Raw genomic sequence first — 15,068 nt, 5'->3', positions numbered from 1 at the left:
CTGACCGGGTGAACGGACCCGAGATCCACGTCGGCTTCGCCCCCGGACTGCATGTGTTCGTCCCGCAGGCGCGGCGCCACGGCGCCACCGCGGTCGCGACGGACGGTGTCTCCACCCTCGGCCATGTCGTCGAGTCGCTGGGCGTCCCGCTGACCGAGGTCGGCGCATTGAACGTCGACGGGCGCCCGGTGCCCGCCTCCCATGTGCCGGCCGCCGGCGAGACCGTGACGGTGGCCCCGGTCGACCGCCCCCAGCGGGTGCCCGGGGCTCCCCTGCGCTTCCTGCTCGACGTGCACCTCGGCACCCTCGCGCGGCGGCTGCGGCTGCTCGGGGTCGACGCCGCCTACGAGTCGACCGACATCGGCGACCCGGCCCTCGCCGCCCGCTCGGCCGCCGAGAAACGGGTCATGCTCAGCCGCGACCGCGGTCTGCTGCGCCGCCGCGAGCTGTGGGCCGGGGCGTTCGTCTACAGCACCCGCCCCGAGGACCAGCTGCGCGACGTCCTCGAACGCTTCGCCCCCGAGCTGCGCCCGTGGACCCGCTGCACCGCGTGCAACGGGGTGCTGGAGCGGGCCACCAAGGAACAGGTCGCGGACCGGCTCAAGGGCGGCACCGAGCGGTCCTACGACGTCTTCGCGCAGTGCCGCGCGTGCCACAGGGTGTACTGGAAGGGCGCGCACCACGAGCAGTTGGAGGCGATCGTCAACCGCGCCCTGGCCGAGCACGGCTGACGACCACTCACCACCGGTTGCCCGGAGGGCCGTTCAGAGGCCGCCCAGCGCCTCGCGCAGGCGTTCCGGGTCGGTCGTCGGGGCGTCGCAGGTAAAGTTGCGGCAGACGTAGGCGGTGGGCGCGCCGTCGACCAGCGGCCGGTCGGCGAGGAGGGGGAACTCGTCGCTGTCCGGCGTGCCGAAGGCGACCACCGCGCCGGGCGCCGTGCCCAGAAGTGCCGTACGGTGCAGGGCCTTCGAGGCCTCGTCGTCGAGGGACGGGCCGACCACCGCGACCTCGCGGGGTCCGTCGCGGTACGCCTCCGCGACCGCGAGGCCCCAGCCGATGAAGCGCGGGACGCGCGGCCCGAGCGCCGCGACCACCCCCAACGCCCGCTCCGCGGCGGCCCGATGGGGTTCGGAGCCGGTCTGCGCGGCATAGCCGAGCAGGGCGCCCGCGGCGGCGCTCCAGCCGGACGGCGTGGCGCTGTCCGTGGGGTCCTGGGGGCGGCGGATGAGCGGCTCGGCGTCCTCGGCGGTGTCGTAGAGGGTGCCGGTGGCGGGGTCGGTGAACCGGGCGAGGACGTGGTCGACGAGCAGTTCCGCGAAGTCCAGCCAGACGCCCTCGCCGGTCACGGAGGCGAGCGCGAGGAAGCCCTCGGCGACGTCGGCGTAGTCCTCCAGGACGCCCGCGTGGGCGCCGGCCCTGCCGTCCTTGCTGGTGCGCACGAGCCGGGCCTGCTCGTCGAGGTGCACCCGCACGAGGAGGTCGGCGGCGCCGACGGCGGCCTCGACGAGGTCGGGCCGGTCGAAGTAGGTGCCGGTCTCGGCCAGCGCGGCGACCGCGAGGCCGTTCCAGGCGGCGACCACCTTGTCGTCGCGGCCCGGCGCGGGGCGCCCGTCGCGCGCGGCGAGCAGCCGCGCGCGGACCGACTCGACCCGTTCGGCGTCGTAGAAGCCGTCCTGCTGCGGGAGTTGGAGCACGGAGGCGCCCTCCTCGAAGGTGCCCTCCTCGGTGACGCCGAAGTACCGTTCGGCGAGCTCCGCGTCGTCCGCGCCGAGGACCTCGCGCAACTGGGCGGGCGTCCACACGTAGTAGGCGCCCTCGACGTGCCGGCCGGTGCCGTCGTCGCTGTCGGCGTCGAGCGCGGAGGCGAACCCGCCCTGTTCGGTGCGGAGTTCGCGCACCAGGAAGTCGGCGGTCTCCAGCGCGACCCGGCGGGCGAGCGCCGATCCGGTGGCCCGCCACAGGTGCGCGTAGACCCGGCACAGCAGGGCGTTGTCGTAGAGCATCTTCTCGAAGTGCGGCACCACCCAGTCGCGGTCGACGGAGTAACGGGCGAAGCCGCCGCCGAGCTGGTCGTAGATGCCGCCGCGTGCCATCCGCTCGCAGGTGTCCTGGGCCATCTGGAGCGCGCCCTCGGCCCCGGTGCGGGCGTGGTGGCGCAGCAGGAACTCCAGGGCCATGGACGGCGGGAACTTCGGCGCCCCGCCGAATCCGCCGCGCTGCGGGTCGTACTCCCGGGTCAGTCCGAGCAGCGCCTGCGCCAGCTCGTCCTCCTGCGGCGGCCGCTCGCCGGTGTGCGCGATCTCCCGTTCCGAGAGGTCCCGCACGATCTTCCCGGCGACCTCGGCGACCTCCTCGCGCCGCTCGGTCCAGGCGCTGTGCACGCCCTCGAGGACCTGCCGGAACGAGGGCATCCCGGCCCGCGGCTCGGGCGGGAAGTAGGTGCCGAAGTAGAAGGGCTCGGCGTCGGGGGTGAGGAAGACGGTCATGGGCCAGCCGCCCTGGCCGGTGGCCGCCTGCACCGCCTCCATGTAGACGGCGTCGACGTCGGGCCGCTCCTCGCGGTCGACCTTGACGCTCACGAAGTGCTCGTTGAGGTACTCGGCGGTCGCCTCGTCCTCGAACGACTCGTGCGCCATGACATGGCACCAGTGGCAGCTCGAGTACCCGACGCTCAGCAGCACGGGTCTGCCCGCCTCCCGCGCCGCCTCGAAGGCCCCCTCGGACCAGGGCCACCAGTCGACGGGGTTGTCGGCGTGCTGCAGCAGATACGGGGACGTCTCATGGCCCAGGCGGTTCGGCATGGCATCCATCCTGCCGCAGTACGCGGATCGGGGCGTGGATCAACGGCCCGGAAGGCGCGAGGGCCACCCGACGGCGGACACGGGACGGCGGGCACGGGCGGGTGCCGCCCCCGGTCCCCGCCCCTCCCGCCCCGGTCCCGCCCGGTCCCGCCGGACAGATCCGCTTCCGCTCTCTCGCGCAAGCGTCCCGCCCCAAGCACACTCGTAGGCGTAGGAGTTGCCGCCGGAGGGGGACGGGACATGCGGGACGGCCATCGGGCGGAGGTCGAACGGATGATCGGGCGGGCGGTGGAGGAGGAGGTACGGCGGTCGGGCGGGCGGCTCGACGCGCAGGTGCTGACGACCAGGGCGCGGTCCGCGCTCGACGCGATGGCGCAGACGGCGGCGCAGGAGTACGACGCCTATGCGGGCGCCCTCGCCGAGGCGGAGGCGGGCCAGATCAGCTTCGGGCAGCGCTACGCCCGCGAGGGCGCCGGAACTCCCCTGCTGGTGGCGGCCGTTGCGGCCGTCGCCGCCGCGGTGGCCGACCTGTCGCTGGGCACCGGGGCAGGCACCGCGCTCGGCGCCGGCGCCGTCGTGGGGGCCGTGGGAGCCGCGGCCACCGTGGTGAAGGTGGCCGGGGCGCACCTGCCCGCCGCCCACCACCGGGCCGGGGCGGTGAGCCAGCCCGGCGGGCCGGAGGCGCTGCGCCTCCAGTGGCTGACCGCGCTGGAGGTGCGCGGCATCCGCCCGTTCCTCGATCAGCAGCGCATGATCAGTGCGTCCACCGGCCCCAAGGCGGGTCCCAAGCTGCGCGGCAGCGACAAGAGCGCCGCGGCCCGCAGGCGCAGCGCGCTGGAACAGTCCTTCGCCCAACTGCCGGACGCGGACCGCACGTTGGCCGGTCGTCGCAGTGAGCTGGCGCAGCTCAGGCAGTGGGTACAGGCGGCCCGCGCGCACACCGAGACCCGGCCGACGGTCGTCGTGCTGCACGGCGCGCCCGGCTCCGGCCGGACCGCGCTCGCGCTGCGCGCCACCCACGACCTCAAGGACCACTTCCGCGGCGCCTGCGTCGTCGACCTGCGCGGGGACAGCGCCGGGGAGACCCCGCTGACCACCCGCGACGCCCTGCTCCATCTGCTGAACCGGCTCGGCGCGCCCCGCGAGCAGCTGCTGTTCCGCGAACGCTCGTCCCCCGACCAGCAGGTCAAACGGCTCGGCGAGCTCTACCGCCAGCACCCCGCGAGCCTGCCCGTGACCATCGTGCTCGACGACGCGCGCGACCCCGAACAGGTCCGCGCCCTCCTCCCGGAACGCTCCGACAGCCTGGTCCTGGTCACCGCCCGCGAACCGCTCGACCTGCCCGCGGACCTGCCCGCCTGGGTGCACCGGCTGCCGGTCCAGGCGCTCGGCCCGGCCGGCGCCGAGGAACTGCTCGCCTCCGCCGCACAGCACCGCCCGGAACCGTACGACGCCGAATCCAGCGACCGGATACGGCAGTTGTGCGGCGGGCTGCCGCTGGCGCTGCGCATCGCGGGCTCCTCGCTCGGCCCGCGCTCGCCCCGGGAGCTGGCCGGCGACCTCGGCGCGTACGGCCCCGTGGCCCCCGTCGAGCGCGCCCTGTGGCTGCGCTACACCGACCAGCAGGAACCCGCCCGGCGCCTGCTGCGGCGGCTCGCGCTGGCCGGCCGGGCCTCGCTGGGCACCGCCGCGGCCGCCGCGCTGCTGGCCACCGACGAGCCGGAGGCGACCCGCCATCTCGACGCCCTGGCCCGCGCGGGCCTGCTCGACCAGGTGCGCGGCAGCCGCTACCGGCTGCACGACCTGGTGCGCGCCTTCGCCCAGGCCCGGCTGCTCGACGAGGAGGACCCGGCCGAGCGCTCCGCCGCGCAGGAACGCCTCATCGTGAACTACGCCGACCTCGCCGACTCCGTGCTGCGGCTGGTCGACGGCAACATGTCGACCCGCTCCGACCGCTTCGGCCCGCACGGCTTCACCTCGCTCGACGAGGCGCTGCGCTGGCTGGACGACGAGTCGAGCTTCATCACGGCGACCCTGCGGCACGCCGAGGGCGTGAACCAGGCGGCCGTACGCAATCTGCTGGGCGCGCTGTGCGACTACTGCCTGCTGCGCGGCGACCTCTACCGGCTGGGCGAGATCAGCGAGCTGGCCCAGGCCGTGGACGAGGGCCTGCTGGTGCGCTCGGTGCAGTGGCGCACCGGCATCGCCGCCCGTCAGCTGGGCGAGCTGGACAAGGCCCGCACCACGCTGACCTCCGTGGTCGACCTGTACGTCCAGGCCCATCACGACGCGGGCGCGGCCCGCGCGCTGTGCTCGCTGGGCATCACCCTGCACCACCAGGGCCAGCTCACCGAGGCCGCCGCCCGGCTCCAGGAGGCCCTCGACCTCCAGCAGGCCCCCGAGCTGGCGACGGACCGGGCCTGGACCATGCACGCCCTCGCGGCCGTGGAACGCGACCGCTCCCGCCTCGCCGACTCCCTCGACCTGCTCACCCGCTCCCTGGTCCTGCACCGGCGGGGCAAGTCCGTGCACGGCGAGGCCTGGGCCCACTTCCAGCTGGGCCAGCTGTATCTGCGCATGGACGACGTACCGGGCGCCGAGGCGCACCTGCGCACGGCCCTCGACCTCTACGGCCGCACCCGCGACGCGCGCGGCGAGGCCTGGGCGCTCACCCAGCTGTCCCGGGCCCGGGTGGTGGCCGGCGACCCGCTGCCGGCCGTGGACGGCTTACGGCAGGCGGCGGCCCGGCACCGGGACAACGAGGACGCGCGCGGCGAGGCCTGGACCCTCTACCACCTGGGCCAGGCCCTGGAGGAGACCGGCGACCTGGACCAGGCGGTGCGCGAGCTGGAACGGGCCCGGACGATGTTCTCGCGGATCCGCGACGTGTACGGCCTGGCCTGCGCCCGGCACCACTCCGCCCGCGTCACCCGCGACCAGAGCGCGGCGCGGACCGGTTCGCTGCGCAACTCCGGCTTCGCCCGGCAGCTGCTCGTCGACGCCCGCGCCGACTTCCAGCGCATCGGCGTCGCCCACGGCGAGGCGTGGACCTGCCTGGAGCTGGCGGTCGTCGAGGCGGGCAACAGCCGTGCCGCGCAGGCGCTGGACCTGTGCGACCAGGCGCTCACCCTGTTCACCTCGTACGGCGACCGGCGGGGCGAGGACTGGGCGCGCTTCCTGCGCTGCACGCTGCTGCCGTACGCGGCGCCCGGCGGCATCGAGGTGGGCACGGCGGTCGCCCAGGAGGACCTGTCGCAGCTCGCCCGGACGGGCCACGCCCTGCGCGACGAGAAGCTCGGCGACTACATCGAGGCGTACCAGCTGCTGCTGGAGCGGGGCGCCGGGCTGGAGGCGGGGTGGCAGGCATGGCGGCTCGGCATGGTGCCCAGCCGCCATGCCCGCGAGGTCATGGGGGTGGCCGTACCGGCCGCCCGGCAGTGACGCCCACGGGTACCCCGCGAGACGGGGCGGCTCGGCGGCCGCCCCGGCCGGTCGCGGCGGCGGCCCCGCCGGGTCGCGTCCGGCCCGCGGGGCCGCTCTCAGCCCTGCCGGGGCTCGGCGTCCGCCGGGACGGCGTCGGTCGGCTCGGCCGCCGCGGACGCGTCCGAGGACTCCTTGAAGTCGACCTTGCCCATGTGCTTGCTCATGGACTTCATCAGGCCCCACACGGCCAGGGCCATCACCGCGAAGACGATGAACCCCAGGACACCGGGGGTGACCTTGTTCTCGTCGACCTCCTTGGCGAGGGGGACGAGGTGGGTCACTGCCAGGCTCACACTTGCGCTCATGTCAGGCATTGTCGCGGACGCCCGCGAAGAGGTCGTCCTCGGGGAGGGAGGTATCGACGAGCGACTTCGCCAGCTCGTACTCCTCCGTCGGCCAGACCTCCTTCTGGATCTCCATCGGCACCCGGAACCAGCCGCCGTCCGGATCGATCTGCGTGGCGTGCGCGATCAGCGCCTTGTCACGGATCTCGAAGAAGTCCGCGCACGGGATGTGCGTGGTCAGCGTGCGCTCGGCCCGCTCGAACTCCTTCCACCGCTTGAGCCAGTCCCCGTACGGCGACTCCAGGCCCCGCTCCAGCAGCGCCTGGTGCAGCGCCTCGGTACGGGGGCGGTTGAAGCCCTGGTTGTAGTACAGCTTCTGCGGCTGGAACGCCGGGCCGAACTCGGACTCCGGGTACTTCTCGGTGTCCGCCGCGCCCTCGAACGCCACCATCGAGATCTTGTGGGTCATGATGTGGTCGGGGTGCGGGTAGCCGCCGTTCTCGTCGTAGGTGGTGATCACCTGGGGACGGAAGGAACGGATCTGCTTGACCAGCTCTCCGGCGGCCTTGTCCACGTCCTCCAGCGCGAAGCAGCCCTCGGGCAGCGGCGGCAGCGGGTCGCCCTCGGGCAGACCCGAGTCGACGAAGCCGAGCCACTCCTGGTGGACGCCGAGGATCTCGCGGGCCTCGTCCATCTCCTTCTTGCGTACCTCGTGGATGTTCTCCTCGATGTACGTGTCGCCCTGGAGCTTCGGATTGAGGATGGAGCCGCGCTCCCCGCCGGTGCAGGTCACGACCAGCACGTCCACCCCCTCGGACACGTACTTCGCCATGGTCGCCGCGCCCTTGCTCGACTCGTCGTCGGGGTGGGCGTGGACGGCCATCAGTCGCAGCTGGTCAGTCAAGACTCAATCCTCGGTAGGTCGGCGCCCCGATGGGTCGGGGTGCGATCGGCGGCTTCTATAGTGACCGAATCGGGGGGCGAATAATTCCGCGGAGAGGACGATCATGAGTACGGCGAGCACGCGGCTGCCCGAGGGCCGCTACGGCCGTTCCTCGGACGAGCGCTCCGACCGACGGCTCAGAATCGCCGCGATCGTCATGGGATCCCTGCTGGCCGCCGCGGTCGGCTGGTTCGCCTGGGACTACGTCGGCGGGACCGAGATCAGCGCCCAGGTGATCACCTTCCAGGCCAACGACACCGCCGTGCAGGTGCACCTCGAGGTCCACAAGGACGCCGGCACGGACGGCTACTGCACCCTGCGCTCACAGGCCGCGGACGGCAGCGAGGTGGGCCGGGCGGACTTCCACTTCGACGGCAGCGCCACCCGGATCGACAAGGTCGTCACGCTCCGTACGACCGCCCGGGGCACCACCGCCGAACTGCTGGGCTGCCACAGCGGCTGACCGGCGCACGCGCCCCGGTCGCACATCACCCTCGCCTTGTCGGCGCTGACCAGGGCCTATGGAAATTCAGTGCCTTATGTCCTCCCCCTTCGGCGCTTGAATTGTTAGGCTCGTGGTTTCGCCCTTCCGTGAGGAAGCATTCTTCTGGGTAGGGCGATGCTTTGTATTCCCAGTACCGACGAGGAGCACCTGTGACCCAGACCAGCGAGAACGTCACCTGGCTGACCCAGGAGGCGTACAACAAGCTCAAGGACGAGCTTGCGCACCTTACTGGTCCTGCGCGCACGGAGATCGCCGCCAAGATCGCGGCCGCGCGCGAGGAGGGCGACCTGCGCGAGAACGGCGGGTACCACGCCGCCAAGGAGGAGCAGGGCAAGCAGGAGCTCCGTGTGCGCCAGCTGACCCAGCTTCTCGAGAACGCCCAGGTCGGCGAGGCGCCGGCGTCGGCGGACGGCACGGTCGCGCCGGGCATGGTCGTGACGATCGCCTTCGACGGCGACGAGGACGACACGATGACGTTCCTGCTCGCCTCCCGTGAGTACGCCAGCTCCGACATCGAGACCTACTCGCCGCAGTCCCCGCTCGGCACGGGCGTGATCGGCCACAAGGTCGGCGAGGACGCGGACTACGAGCTGCCCAACGGCAAGAAGGCCTCGGTGCGCATCCTCAAGGCCGAGCCCTACTCGGGCTGAGCCCTGCCACGCGCCCTGACCAGGACGAGCCCCCGGTGTCCGCGGACACCGGGGGCTTCGTCGTGCCGGTCCGAGGTCACGCCGTCAGGCCGTCACGGCGTCACGGCGTCAGGCCGTCGCCGAGCGGTACTTGCGGACCGCCAGCGTCCGGAAGATCGCGACGATCACGACCGAGTAGAGCAGCGAGGCCCACACGGGGTGCGCCATCGGGAACGCGTCGGACTGCGAGACGCCCGGGTCGCCGAAGAGCATGCGGCAGGCCTGGACGGTGGCGCTGAACGGGTTCCACTCGGCGATCGGCTGGAGCCAGGACGCCATCTGCGAGGAGTCCACGAACGCGTTCGAGATGAAGGTGACCGGGAAGAGCCAGATCAGCCCGCCGGAGGTGGCCGCCTCCGGGGTGCGCACCGACAGCCCGATCAGCGCGCCGATCCAGGTGAACGCGTACCCGAGGAGCAGCAGCAGGCCGAAGCCGGCCAACACCTTTCCGACGTTGGTCGGGTTCTCGAAGCCGGGCCGCCAGCCCACCAGCAGCGCCACGATCGCCAGCACGAACAGGGTCACCGCGGTCTGCACGAGGTCGGCCAGGGTCCGCCCGGTGAGCACCGCGCCGCGCGCCATCGGCAGCGAGCGGAACCGGTCCACCAGCCCCTTGTGCATGTCGTCCGCGATGCCCGCACCGGCACCCGCGGTGGCGAAGGTGACCGTCTGCGCGAAGATGCCGGCCATCAGGAAGTTCTTGTAGACGTCCGGATCGGTGGAGCCGCCGACGGTCATCGAGCCGCCGAAGACATAGGTGAACAGGACCACGAACATAATTGGCTGAATCAAGCCAAAAATGATCATCTCTGGAATCCGACTCATGCGAATCAAATTCCTGTGGGCGATGACCAGGGAGTCGTTCAGGGCGCTCACTTGGCGGCCTCCTTCTGCTGCCGGGGCTCCTTGGCCGCCGGGTCGCCGGAACCGTTCGCCCCGTTCTCCTCGGCGGTCAGCTCGGCGACATGGCCGGTGAGGGAGAGGAAGACGTCGTCCAGGGTGGGGCGGCGCAGTCCGATGTCGTCGATCTCGATGCCGCGGGTGTCGAGTTCGCGGATCACCTCGGCGAGCAGCTTCGCGCCTCCGGTGACCGGGACGGTGAGCTTGCGGGTGTGCTCCTCGACCGTGGTGTCGCCCTTGCCGAAGCCGCGCAGCACCTCGGCGGCGGTCGGGATGTGCTCCCGCTCGTGCACCACGACCTCGACGCGCTCGCCGCCGGTGCGGGCCTTGAGCTGGTCGGAGGTGCCCTGGGCGATGACCCGGCCCTGGTCGACGACCGCGATGTCGTGCGCGAGGTGGTCGGCCTCCTCCAGGTACTGGGTGGTCAGCAGCAGCGTCGTACCGCCGGAGACCAGTTGCTTGATGACCTCCCACAGCTGCTGGCGGTTGCGCGGGTCGAGGCCGGTCGTCGGCTCGTCCATGAACATCACCGGCGGCGAGACCACCAGGGCCGCGGCGAGGTCGAGCCGGCGGCGCATACCGCCGGAGTAGGTCTTCGTGGGGCGGTCGGCCGCGTCGACGAGGTGGAACTGCTCCAGCAGCTCCTCCGCGCGCGCCTTCGCCGCCGCGGCCTTCAGCTGGTAGAGCCGGCCGACCATCTGGAGGTTCTCGCGGCCGGTGAGATATTCGTCGACCGCCGCGAACTGGCCGGACAGGCCGATGTTGCGGCGGACGGCGTCGGGGTGCTTGAGGACGTCGATGCCCGCCACGACGGCCGTGCCGCTGTCCGGGCGCAGCAAGGTGGTCAGACAGCGGACCGTGGTCGTCTTGCCCGCGCCGTTGGGCCCGAGCAGGCCGAGGACCGTGCCTTCGGGGACGTCGAGGTCGACGCCGTCCAGAGCCTTTACGTCACCGAAGGTCTTGACCAGGCCTTCGGCATGGATGGCGCCTGGCATGTGAGTCTCCGTGTCGTCGGGGTCGTCGGAAAGCAGTGCACATGAACCATTGACCGGAACCGGGGACGGAACTGAGCGGTACGTCGGCCGTCGGCGGTCCCGCCGCCACCGTCCCCCGCCCTCACGTCACCCGTCCACCCGACACACCATAACGCGATGTATCGCGTCTCTCAATGGACTTCACTCGAACGGGTGCGGCCTCGTTCACACCGTGCCACGGTACGGCGGCGGGGCGGCGGGCGCCGCCGGATTTCCGGGCGGGCCGTCCGGGCGCGCGCCCCGGCTCAGTCGATGACGGTGTAGCCCGCCTCGCGCAGCGCACGGCCGAGCTCGTCGCAGTGGGCCGGGCCCTTCGTCTCCAGGTGCAGCTCGACCTCGGCCTCGGTGAGCCCGAGCCGCGGATCGGTCCGCACATGGCTCACGTCGAGGACGTTGGCGTCCGCCGCGGACAGCACCCCGAGCAGCGTCGCGAGCGCGCCGGGGCGGTCCGTCAGGCGCAGCCGTACGGCCAGGTAGCGGCCCTGCGCGGACATGCCGTGCCGCAGCACCCGCTCCATCAGCACCGGGTCCACGTTGCCGCCGGACAGCACCGCGACGACCGGCCCCGCGAACGAGCCGGGCGCGCTCAGCAGCGCCGCGACCGGGCTCGCGCCGGCCGGCTCGACGACCAGCTTGGCCCGCTCCAGGCAGAGCAGCAGCGCGGCGGACAGCTCGTCCTCCGTGACCGTACGGACCTCGTCCACCAGGTCCCTGACGAGCGCGAACGGCACCTCGCCGGGCCGCCCGACCCGGATCCCGTCGGCCATCGTGGCGGGAGCCTCGATCGACACCGGCCGGCCCGCCGACAGCGACGGCGGATAGGCGGCCGAGCCCACCGCCTGCACCCCGACGACCCGCACATCGGGCCGCAGCGCCTTCACGGCGACCGCGATGCCCGCCGCGAGCCCGCCGCCGCCCATGCCGACCAGGATCGTGCCGACCTCGGGGCACTGGTCCAGCACCTCGAGGCCCACCGTGCCCTGGCCCGCGATGACGTCCGGGTGGTCGAAGGGGTGGATGAACACCGCGCCCGTCTCGGTGGCGTACTCCTGCGCCGCGGCCAGCGTCTCGTCGACCACCTGGCCGTGCAGCCGCACCTCGGCGCCGTACTCCTCGGTGGCGCTGATCTTCGGCAGCGGGGCGCCCTTCGGCATGAACACCGTCGAGCGGACCCCGAGCAGGGAGGACGCCAGCGCCACGCCCTGCGCGTGGTTGCCGGCGCTCGCGGCGACCACACCGGCGGCCCGCTCCTCGGGCAGCAGCCCGGCGATCCGCACATAGGCGCCACGCAGCTTGAACGAGCCGGTCCGCTGGAGGTTCTCGCACTTCAGGTGCACCGGCGTGCCCGCGAGCCGGGACAGGAGCCTGCTGCCCTCCATCGAGGTCACCCGGGCGACACCGGCGAGCATCTTCTGGGCTCCCCGCACATCGTCGAGGGTCACGGAGCGCAAGGAGTCGGCCGTGCTGTAGCTCATCTCTCCAGCATCGCAGTTCACACTCGGTGGGCGCCGCTGTGACCAACCTCCGAGACTGGTTTGGGCAGCGCCGGTACGCCCCGCCCCCCGGCCGCGTACTCTGTCCCCCATCCCAGCAGCCTCCATGAAGCGAGCCCCCGGCCATGCCCACAACACCTGGAATGTCGATGGACATGTCGACCGTCGGTGACCCCGGTCTCCTCGACACCTTGCAGCACGAGGTGGCGGTGTTCGCCCGCCGTGCCGAACAGACACGGCTCGGTGGGGTCGGCCAGGTGCGCAACTCGATGGACCGGGCCGCGTACCTGCTGCTCAACCGCCTGGACAAGGAAGGCCCCATGGGGGTCAAGGCGCTGGCCGCGTCCATGGGCATCGACTCCTCGACGGTGACGCGGCAGGTCGCCCCGCTCGTGGACACCGGCCTGGTCAAGCGCACCTCGCACCCCGAGGACGGGCGCGCGGTGGTGCTCCAGCTCTCCCCGCGCGGGCAGGCGCGCCTCGAGGAAGTCCGCTCCTCGCGGCGTCAGTTGATGGCCGAGCTGACACACGACTGGGCGCCCGAGGAGCGCGAGACGTTCTGCACGCTCCTCATGCGCTTCAACACCGCCCTGTCCGCCCGGACGAGCGCCCAGGGCCTGCCCGGCGCGGAGCCGTCGCCCCAGTCCTGAGCGCCCTGCCCGCCCGTGTCCGGCTCCCCGGCTCTTGACCGTGGGGCCACCCCTGGCCTCATATGAGATCGGGCCCGTCGTGCGCGGTCTTTCGGCCGCGGGGCGGGGCCCGTCACCTCCGGGTGACCGGGATGCAGTCGGGAGGCGCGGTGGGAGAACGACACGCGTCGCGACGCGCCCGCCGGGCGAAGGAGTTCGAGGCGTTCGTGGCGGGCGCGGCCGGGCGGCTGCTGCATGCCGCCACCCTGCTCACCGCCGAGGCTCCGGACGACAACCCGCGCGCGCGGCGCCTGCTGGCCCTGGCGCTCGCGCACACGTACGCGGGCTGGGACCGGCTGCGCGGCGAGGATCCGTACGACCGGGCCCGGCAGTATCTGGCGGCCCGGTTCGCGCACGGCGCCTGGCGCCCGCACGGCTTCGGCCGCTCCGCCCGGCGGGCACCGGGCGCCCTGGCCGCGCTCGGCCCCCAGGAGCGCCTGGTCCTCGTGCTCAGGTTGTACGAGGGGGTCGCCGAGGAACAGGTCGCGGCGCTGCTCGGCCTGCCCACGGAGCGGGTCCACACGGTGTGCGACCGCGCCACGGCCACCCTGCTGCACCCGCCGCGCGGACCGGCGCCCGCGCCGGTGCGGGGCGCGAAGGCGGTGGCGTCGTGAACCGGCCCGAACGCGAGGCCGCCGTACGGCGGATCATGGAGCGTGGCGCGCCCCAGGTGCCGCCCGACCTGTACGCGGACGCCGTACGGCGCGGCGGCCGGATGCTGCGCCGCAGGCGCGCGGCCCGGCGGCTGATGTGGCTGCTGCTGTGCGCGGCGGCCGTCGCCTTCACGGTGTGGGCCCTGACGGCGCGCCCGTGGGTGGAGCCGCCGTCCGAGACGACTCCACCGCTCACGGGCTGGTGACCCCGGCGAGTCCGGCGACGACCCGCCGGGGGCGGGTCTAGCCGAGCGCCTGCCGGAGGTCCTCCAGGAGGTCGTCGACGTTCTCGATGCCCACGGAGAGGCGGACGAGGTCGGCGGGGACCTCCAGGGGGGAACCGGCGGCGGAGGCGTGCGTCATCCGGCCGGGGTGCTCGATCAGCGACTCGACGCCGCCGAGGGACTCGCCGAGGGTGAACACCTTGGCGCGGTTGCAGACCTCGACGGCCGCCTCCTCGCCGCCCTCGACCCGGAAGGAGATCATGCCGCCGAAGGCGCGCATCTGCTTGGCGGCGACCTCGTGGCCGGGGTGGTCGGGCAGGCCCGGGTAGAGCACGCTCGTCACGCGCGCGTGCCGGGTCAGCATGTCGGCGACCTTGCCGGCGTTCGCGCTGTGCCGGTCCATGCGCACCGCGAGCGTCTTGGTGCCGCGCAGCACCAGCCAGGAGTCGAAGGGGCCGGCGACGGCGCCCATCGCGTTCTGGTGGTACGCCAGTTCGTCGCCGAGCGCCTGGTCGGACACGATCAGGGCGCCGCCGACGACGTCCGAGTGGCCGCCCATGTACTTGGTCAGCGAGTGCACGACCACGTCCGCGCCGAGCGAGAGCGGCTGCTGGAGGTAGGGCGTGGCGAAGGTGTTGTCGACGACGAGCCGGGCGCCCGCGTCGTGGGCGACCTGGGCGACGGCGGCGATGTCGGTGATGCCCAGCAGGGGGTTGGAGGGGGTCTCCACCCAGACCGCCTTGGTCTTCGGGGTGAGGGCGGCCCGGACGGCGGACGGGTCGGAGGTGTCGGCCACGGACCACTCCACGCCCCAGCGGGAGACGACCTTGGCGAAGAGCCGGAAGGTGCCGCCGTACGCGTCGTTGGGGATGACCACGTGGTCGCCCGGGCTGAGCAGCGTCCGCAGCAGGCAGTCCTCGGCCGCGAGACCGGAGGCGAACGCCAGGCCCCGGCGGCCGCCCTCCAGGGCGGCGAGGTTCTCGTCCAGGGCGGTCCTGGTCGGGTTGGCGCTACGGCTGTACTCGTAGCCCCCGCGCAGTCCGCCGACGCCGTCCTGCTTGTAGGTCGAGACCTGGTAGATGGGCGGGACGACCGCGCCGGTGAGGGGATCCGCGGTGTTGCCGGCGTGGATCGCGAGGGTCTCGAAGTGCTGACTGATGTGCCTGTCACTCATGGGCCCCGAGCGTAGTCCGCCGACGGGGGTGGTGCGGGGCGGTGCGCCCGCCCCCGGGCCCGGACGGGGGACGGCCGCGGGGGCGCGAGGCGCGGGTGCGGACGGGGTGTGTGACGCGTTGTCCACCTGCGAGAGGGAGTTGTCCACCGGCGCGGCGGAGTTGTCCACGGGTGGAGCCGAGTTGTCCACAGGCTGC

Annotated in this window: 14 protein-coding genes; 7 read left to right on the top strand and 7 right to left on the bottom strand. The window is 73.1% G+C overall.

The features are described 5' to 3' along the window. Positions 1-8 precede the first annotated feature (8 nt). Positions 9-731 (top strand): Mut7-C RNAse domain-containing protein, encoded by a 723-nt coding sequence (locus tag WN71_RS25325; RefSeq protein WP_046590072.1) that lies wholly within the window; start codon positions 9-11, stop codon positions 729-731. A 33-nt stretch (positions 732-764) separates the two neighbouring features. Here the strand turns inward: WN71_RS25325 and WN71_RS25320 are convergent, their stop codons facing one another. Next, on the bottom strand, positions 765-2,801 hold the full coding sequence (locus WN71_RS25320; protein WP_046590069.1) for a thioredoxin domain-containing protein: 2,037 nt from the start codon (positions 2,799-2,801) through the stop codon (positions 765-767). A gap of 240 nt (positions 2,802-3,041) precedes the next feature. Between WN71_RS25320 and WN71_RS25315 the strand changes: the two genes are divergently transcribed. Continuing rightward, positions 3,042-6,242 carry a tetratricopeptide repeat protein gene (locus tag WN71_RS25315; RefSeq protein WP_046590066.1) on the top strand — a complete coding sequence of 1,067 codons (3,201 nt, stop codon included), beginning with the start codon at positions 3,042-3,044 and terminating at the stop codon, positions 6,240-6,242. A gap of 98 nt (positions 6,243-6,340) precedes the next feature. Here WN71_RS25315 and WN71_RS25310 read toward each other — a convergent pair whose 3' ends face one another. Then, positions 6,341-6,598 (bottom strand): hypothetical protein, encoded by a 258-nt coding sequence (locus WN71_RS25310; RefSeq protein ID WP_079178091.1) that lies wholly within the window; start codon positions 6,596-6,598, stop codon positions 6,341-6,343. Further along, on the bottom strand, positions 6,591-7,451 hold the full coding sequence (mca, locus tag WN71_RS25305; RefSeq protein ID WP_046590062.1) for a mycothiol conjugate amidase Mca: 861 nt from the start codon (positions 7,449-7,451) through the stop codon (positions 6,591-6,593). Before mca ends, WN71_RS25310 begins: the two co-directional genes overlap by 8 nt. Before the next feature lie 124 nt (positions 7,452-7,575). On the opposite strand from mca, the gene WN71_RS25300 reads away from it, so the two are divergent. Then, positions 7,576-7,974: a DUF4307 domain-containing protein gene (locus tag WN71_RS25300; protein WP_046590061.1), complete on the top strand. Its 399-nt coding sequence runs from the start codon at positions 7,576-7,578 to the stop codon at positions 7,972-7,974. Between the two features lie 191 nt (positions 7,975-8,165). Then, the gene (greA, locus tag WN71_RS25295) at positions 8,166-8,666 is read left to right on the top strand and encodes a transcription elongation factor GreA (protein WP_046590059.1); all 501 of its coding nucleotides are present in this window, start codon (positions 8,166-8,168) and stop codon (positions 8,664-8,666) included. 108 nt (positions 8,667-8,774) lie between these two features. Here greA and WN71_RS25290 read toward each other — a convergent pair whose 3' ends face one another. The 3 genes from WN71_RS25290 to ilvA all read right to left on the bottom strand — a co-directional run bounded on the left by WN71_RS25290 (position 8,775) and on the right by ilvA (position 12,114). After that, the gene (locus WN71_RS25290) at positions 8,775-9,581 is read right to left on the bottom strand and encodes an ABC transporter permease (protein WP_046590058.1); all 807 of its coding nucleotides are present in this window, start codon (positions 9,579-9,581) and stop codon (positions 8,775-8,777) included. Next, the gene (locus WN71_RS25285) at positions 9,578-10,600 is read right to left on the bottom strand and encodes an ATP-binding cassette domain-containing protein (protein WP_046590054.1); all 1,023 of its coding nucleotides are present in this window, start codon (positions 10,598-10,600) and stop codon (positions 9,578-9,580) included. The genes WN71_RS25290 and WN71_RS25285 overlap by 4 nt, the downstream gene beginning before the upstream one ends. A 284-nt stretch (positions 10,601-10,884) precedes the next feature. Continuing rightward, positions 10,885-12,114 (bottom strand): threonine ammonia-lyase, encoded by a 1,230-nt coding sequence (gene ilvA / locus WN71_RS25280; RefSeq protein ID WP_046590052.1) that lies wholly within the window; start codon positions 12,112-12,114, stop codon positions 10,885-10,887. A gap of 161 nt (positions 12,115-12,275) precedes the next feature. On the opposite strand from ilvA, the gene WN71_RS25275 reads away from it, so the two are divergent. The 3 genes from WN71_RS25275 to WN71_RS25265 all read left to right on the top strand — a co-directional run bounded on the left by WN71_RS25275 (position 12,276) and on the right by WN71_RS25265 (position 13,680). Then, a complete protein-coding gene (locus WN71_RS25275; protein WP_206300138.1) occupies positions 12,276-12,782 on the top strand; it encodes a MarR family winged helix-turn-helix transcriptional regulator in 507 nt (168 codons plus the stop codon). Positions 12,783-12,931: 149 nt separating this feature from the next. After that, on the top strand, positions 12,932-13,435 hold the full coding sequence (locus tag WN71_RS25270) for a sigma factor-like helix-turn-helix DNA-binding protein (protein WP_046590050.1): 504 nt from the start codon (positions 12,932-12,934) through the stop codon (positions 13,433-13,435). Further along, the gene (locus WN71_RS25265; RefSeq protein WP_046590049.1) at positions 13,432-13,680 is read left to right on the top strand and encodes a hypothetical protein; all 249 of its coding nucleotides are present in this window, start codon (positions 13,432-13,434) and stop codon (positions 13,678-13,680) included. Before WN71_RS25270 ends, WN71_RS25265 begins: the two co-directional genes overlap by 4 nt. A 37-nt stretch (positions 13,681-13,717) precedes the next feature. On the opposite strand, the gene WN71_RS25260 is transcribed toward WN71_RS25265, so the two are convergent. After that, positions 13,718-14,872, bottom strand: a complete 1,155-nt coding sequence (locus WN71_RS25260) for a cystathionine gamma-synthase (protein WP_046590047.1) — start codon at positions 14,870-14,872, stop codon at positions 13,718-13,720. Positions 14,873-15,068 lie beyond the last annotated feature (196 nt).

It is taken from the genome of Streptomyces mangrovisoli (assembly GCF_000974985.2).
Classification (GTDB): domain Bacteria; phylum Actinomycetota; class Actinomycetes; order Streptomycetales; family Streptomycetaceae; genus Streptomyces; species Streptomyces mangrovisoli.
Note: the sequence above shows the minus strand (reverse complement) of the source record. Positions and strands in the feature narration are given on the sequence as shown.

What these genes read in the sequence shown, in the direction of transcription:
- WN71_RS25320 (WP_046590069.1), bottom strand. Translation starts at nt 2,801, where the DNA reads ATGCCGAACCGCCTGGGCCATGAGACGTCCCCGTATCTGCTGCAGCAC.
- WN71_RS25315 (WP_046590066.1), top strand. Translation starts at nt 3,042, where the DNA reads ATGCGGGACGGCCATCGGGCGGAGGTCGAACGGATGATCGGGCGGGCG.
- WN71_RS25310 (WP_079178091.1), bottom strand. Translation starts at nt 6,598, where the DNA reads ATGCCTGACATGAGCGCAAGTGTGAGCCTGGCAGTGACCCACCTCGTC.
- mca (WP_046590062.1), bottom strand. Translation starts at nt 7,451, where the DNA reads ATGGCCGTCCACGCCCACCCCGACGACGAGTCGAGCAAGGGCGCGGCG.
- WN71_RS25300 (WP_046590061.1), top strand. Translation starts at nt 7,576, where the DNA reads ATGAGTACGGCGAGCACGCGGCTGCCCGAGGGCCGCTACGGCCGTTCC.
- WN71_RS25285 (WP_046590054.1), bottom strand. Translation starts at nt 10,600, where the DNA reads ATGCCAGGCGCCATCCATGCCGAAGGCCTGGTCAAGACCTTCGGTGAC.
- ilvA (WP_046590052.1), bottom strand. Translation starts at nt 12,114, where the DNA reads ATGAGCTACAGCACGGCCGACTCCTTGCGCTCCGTGACCCTCGACGAT.
- WN71_RS25275 (WP_206300138.1), top strand. Translation starts at nt 12,276, where the DNA reads ATGTCGATGGACATGTCGACCGTCGGTGACCCCGGTCTCCTCGACACC.
- WN71_RS25260 (WP_046590047.1), bottom strand. Translation starts at nt 14,872, where the DNA reads ATGAGTGACAGGCACATCAGTCAGCACTTCGAGACCCTCGCGATCCAC.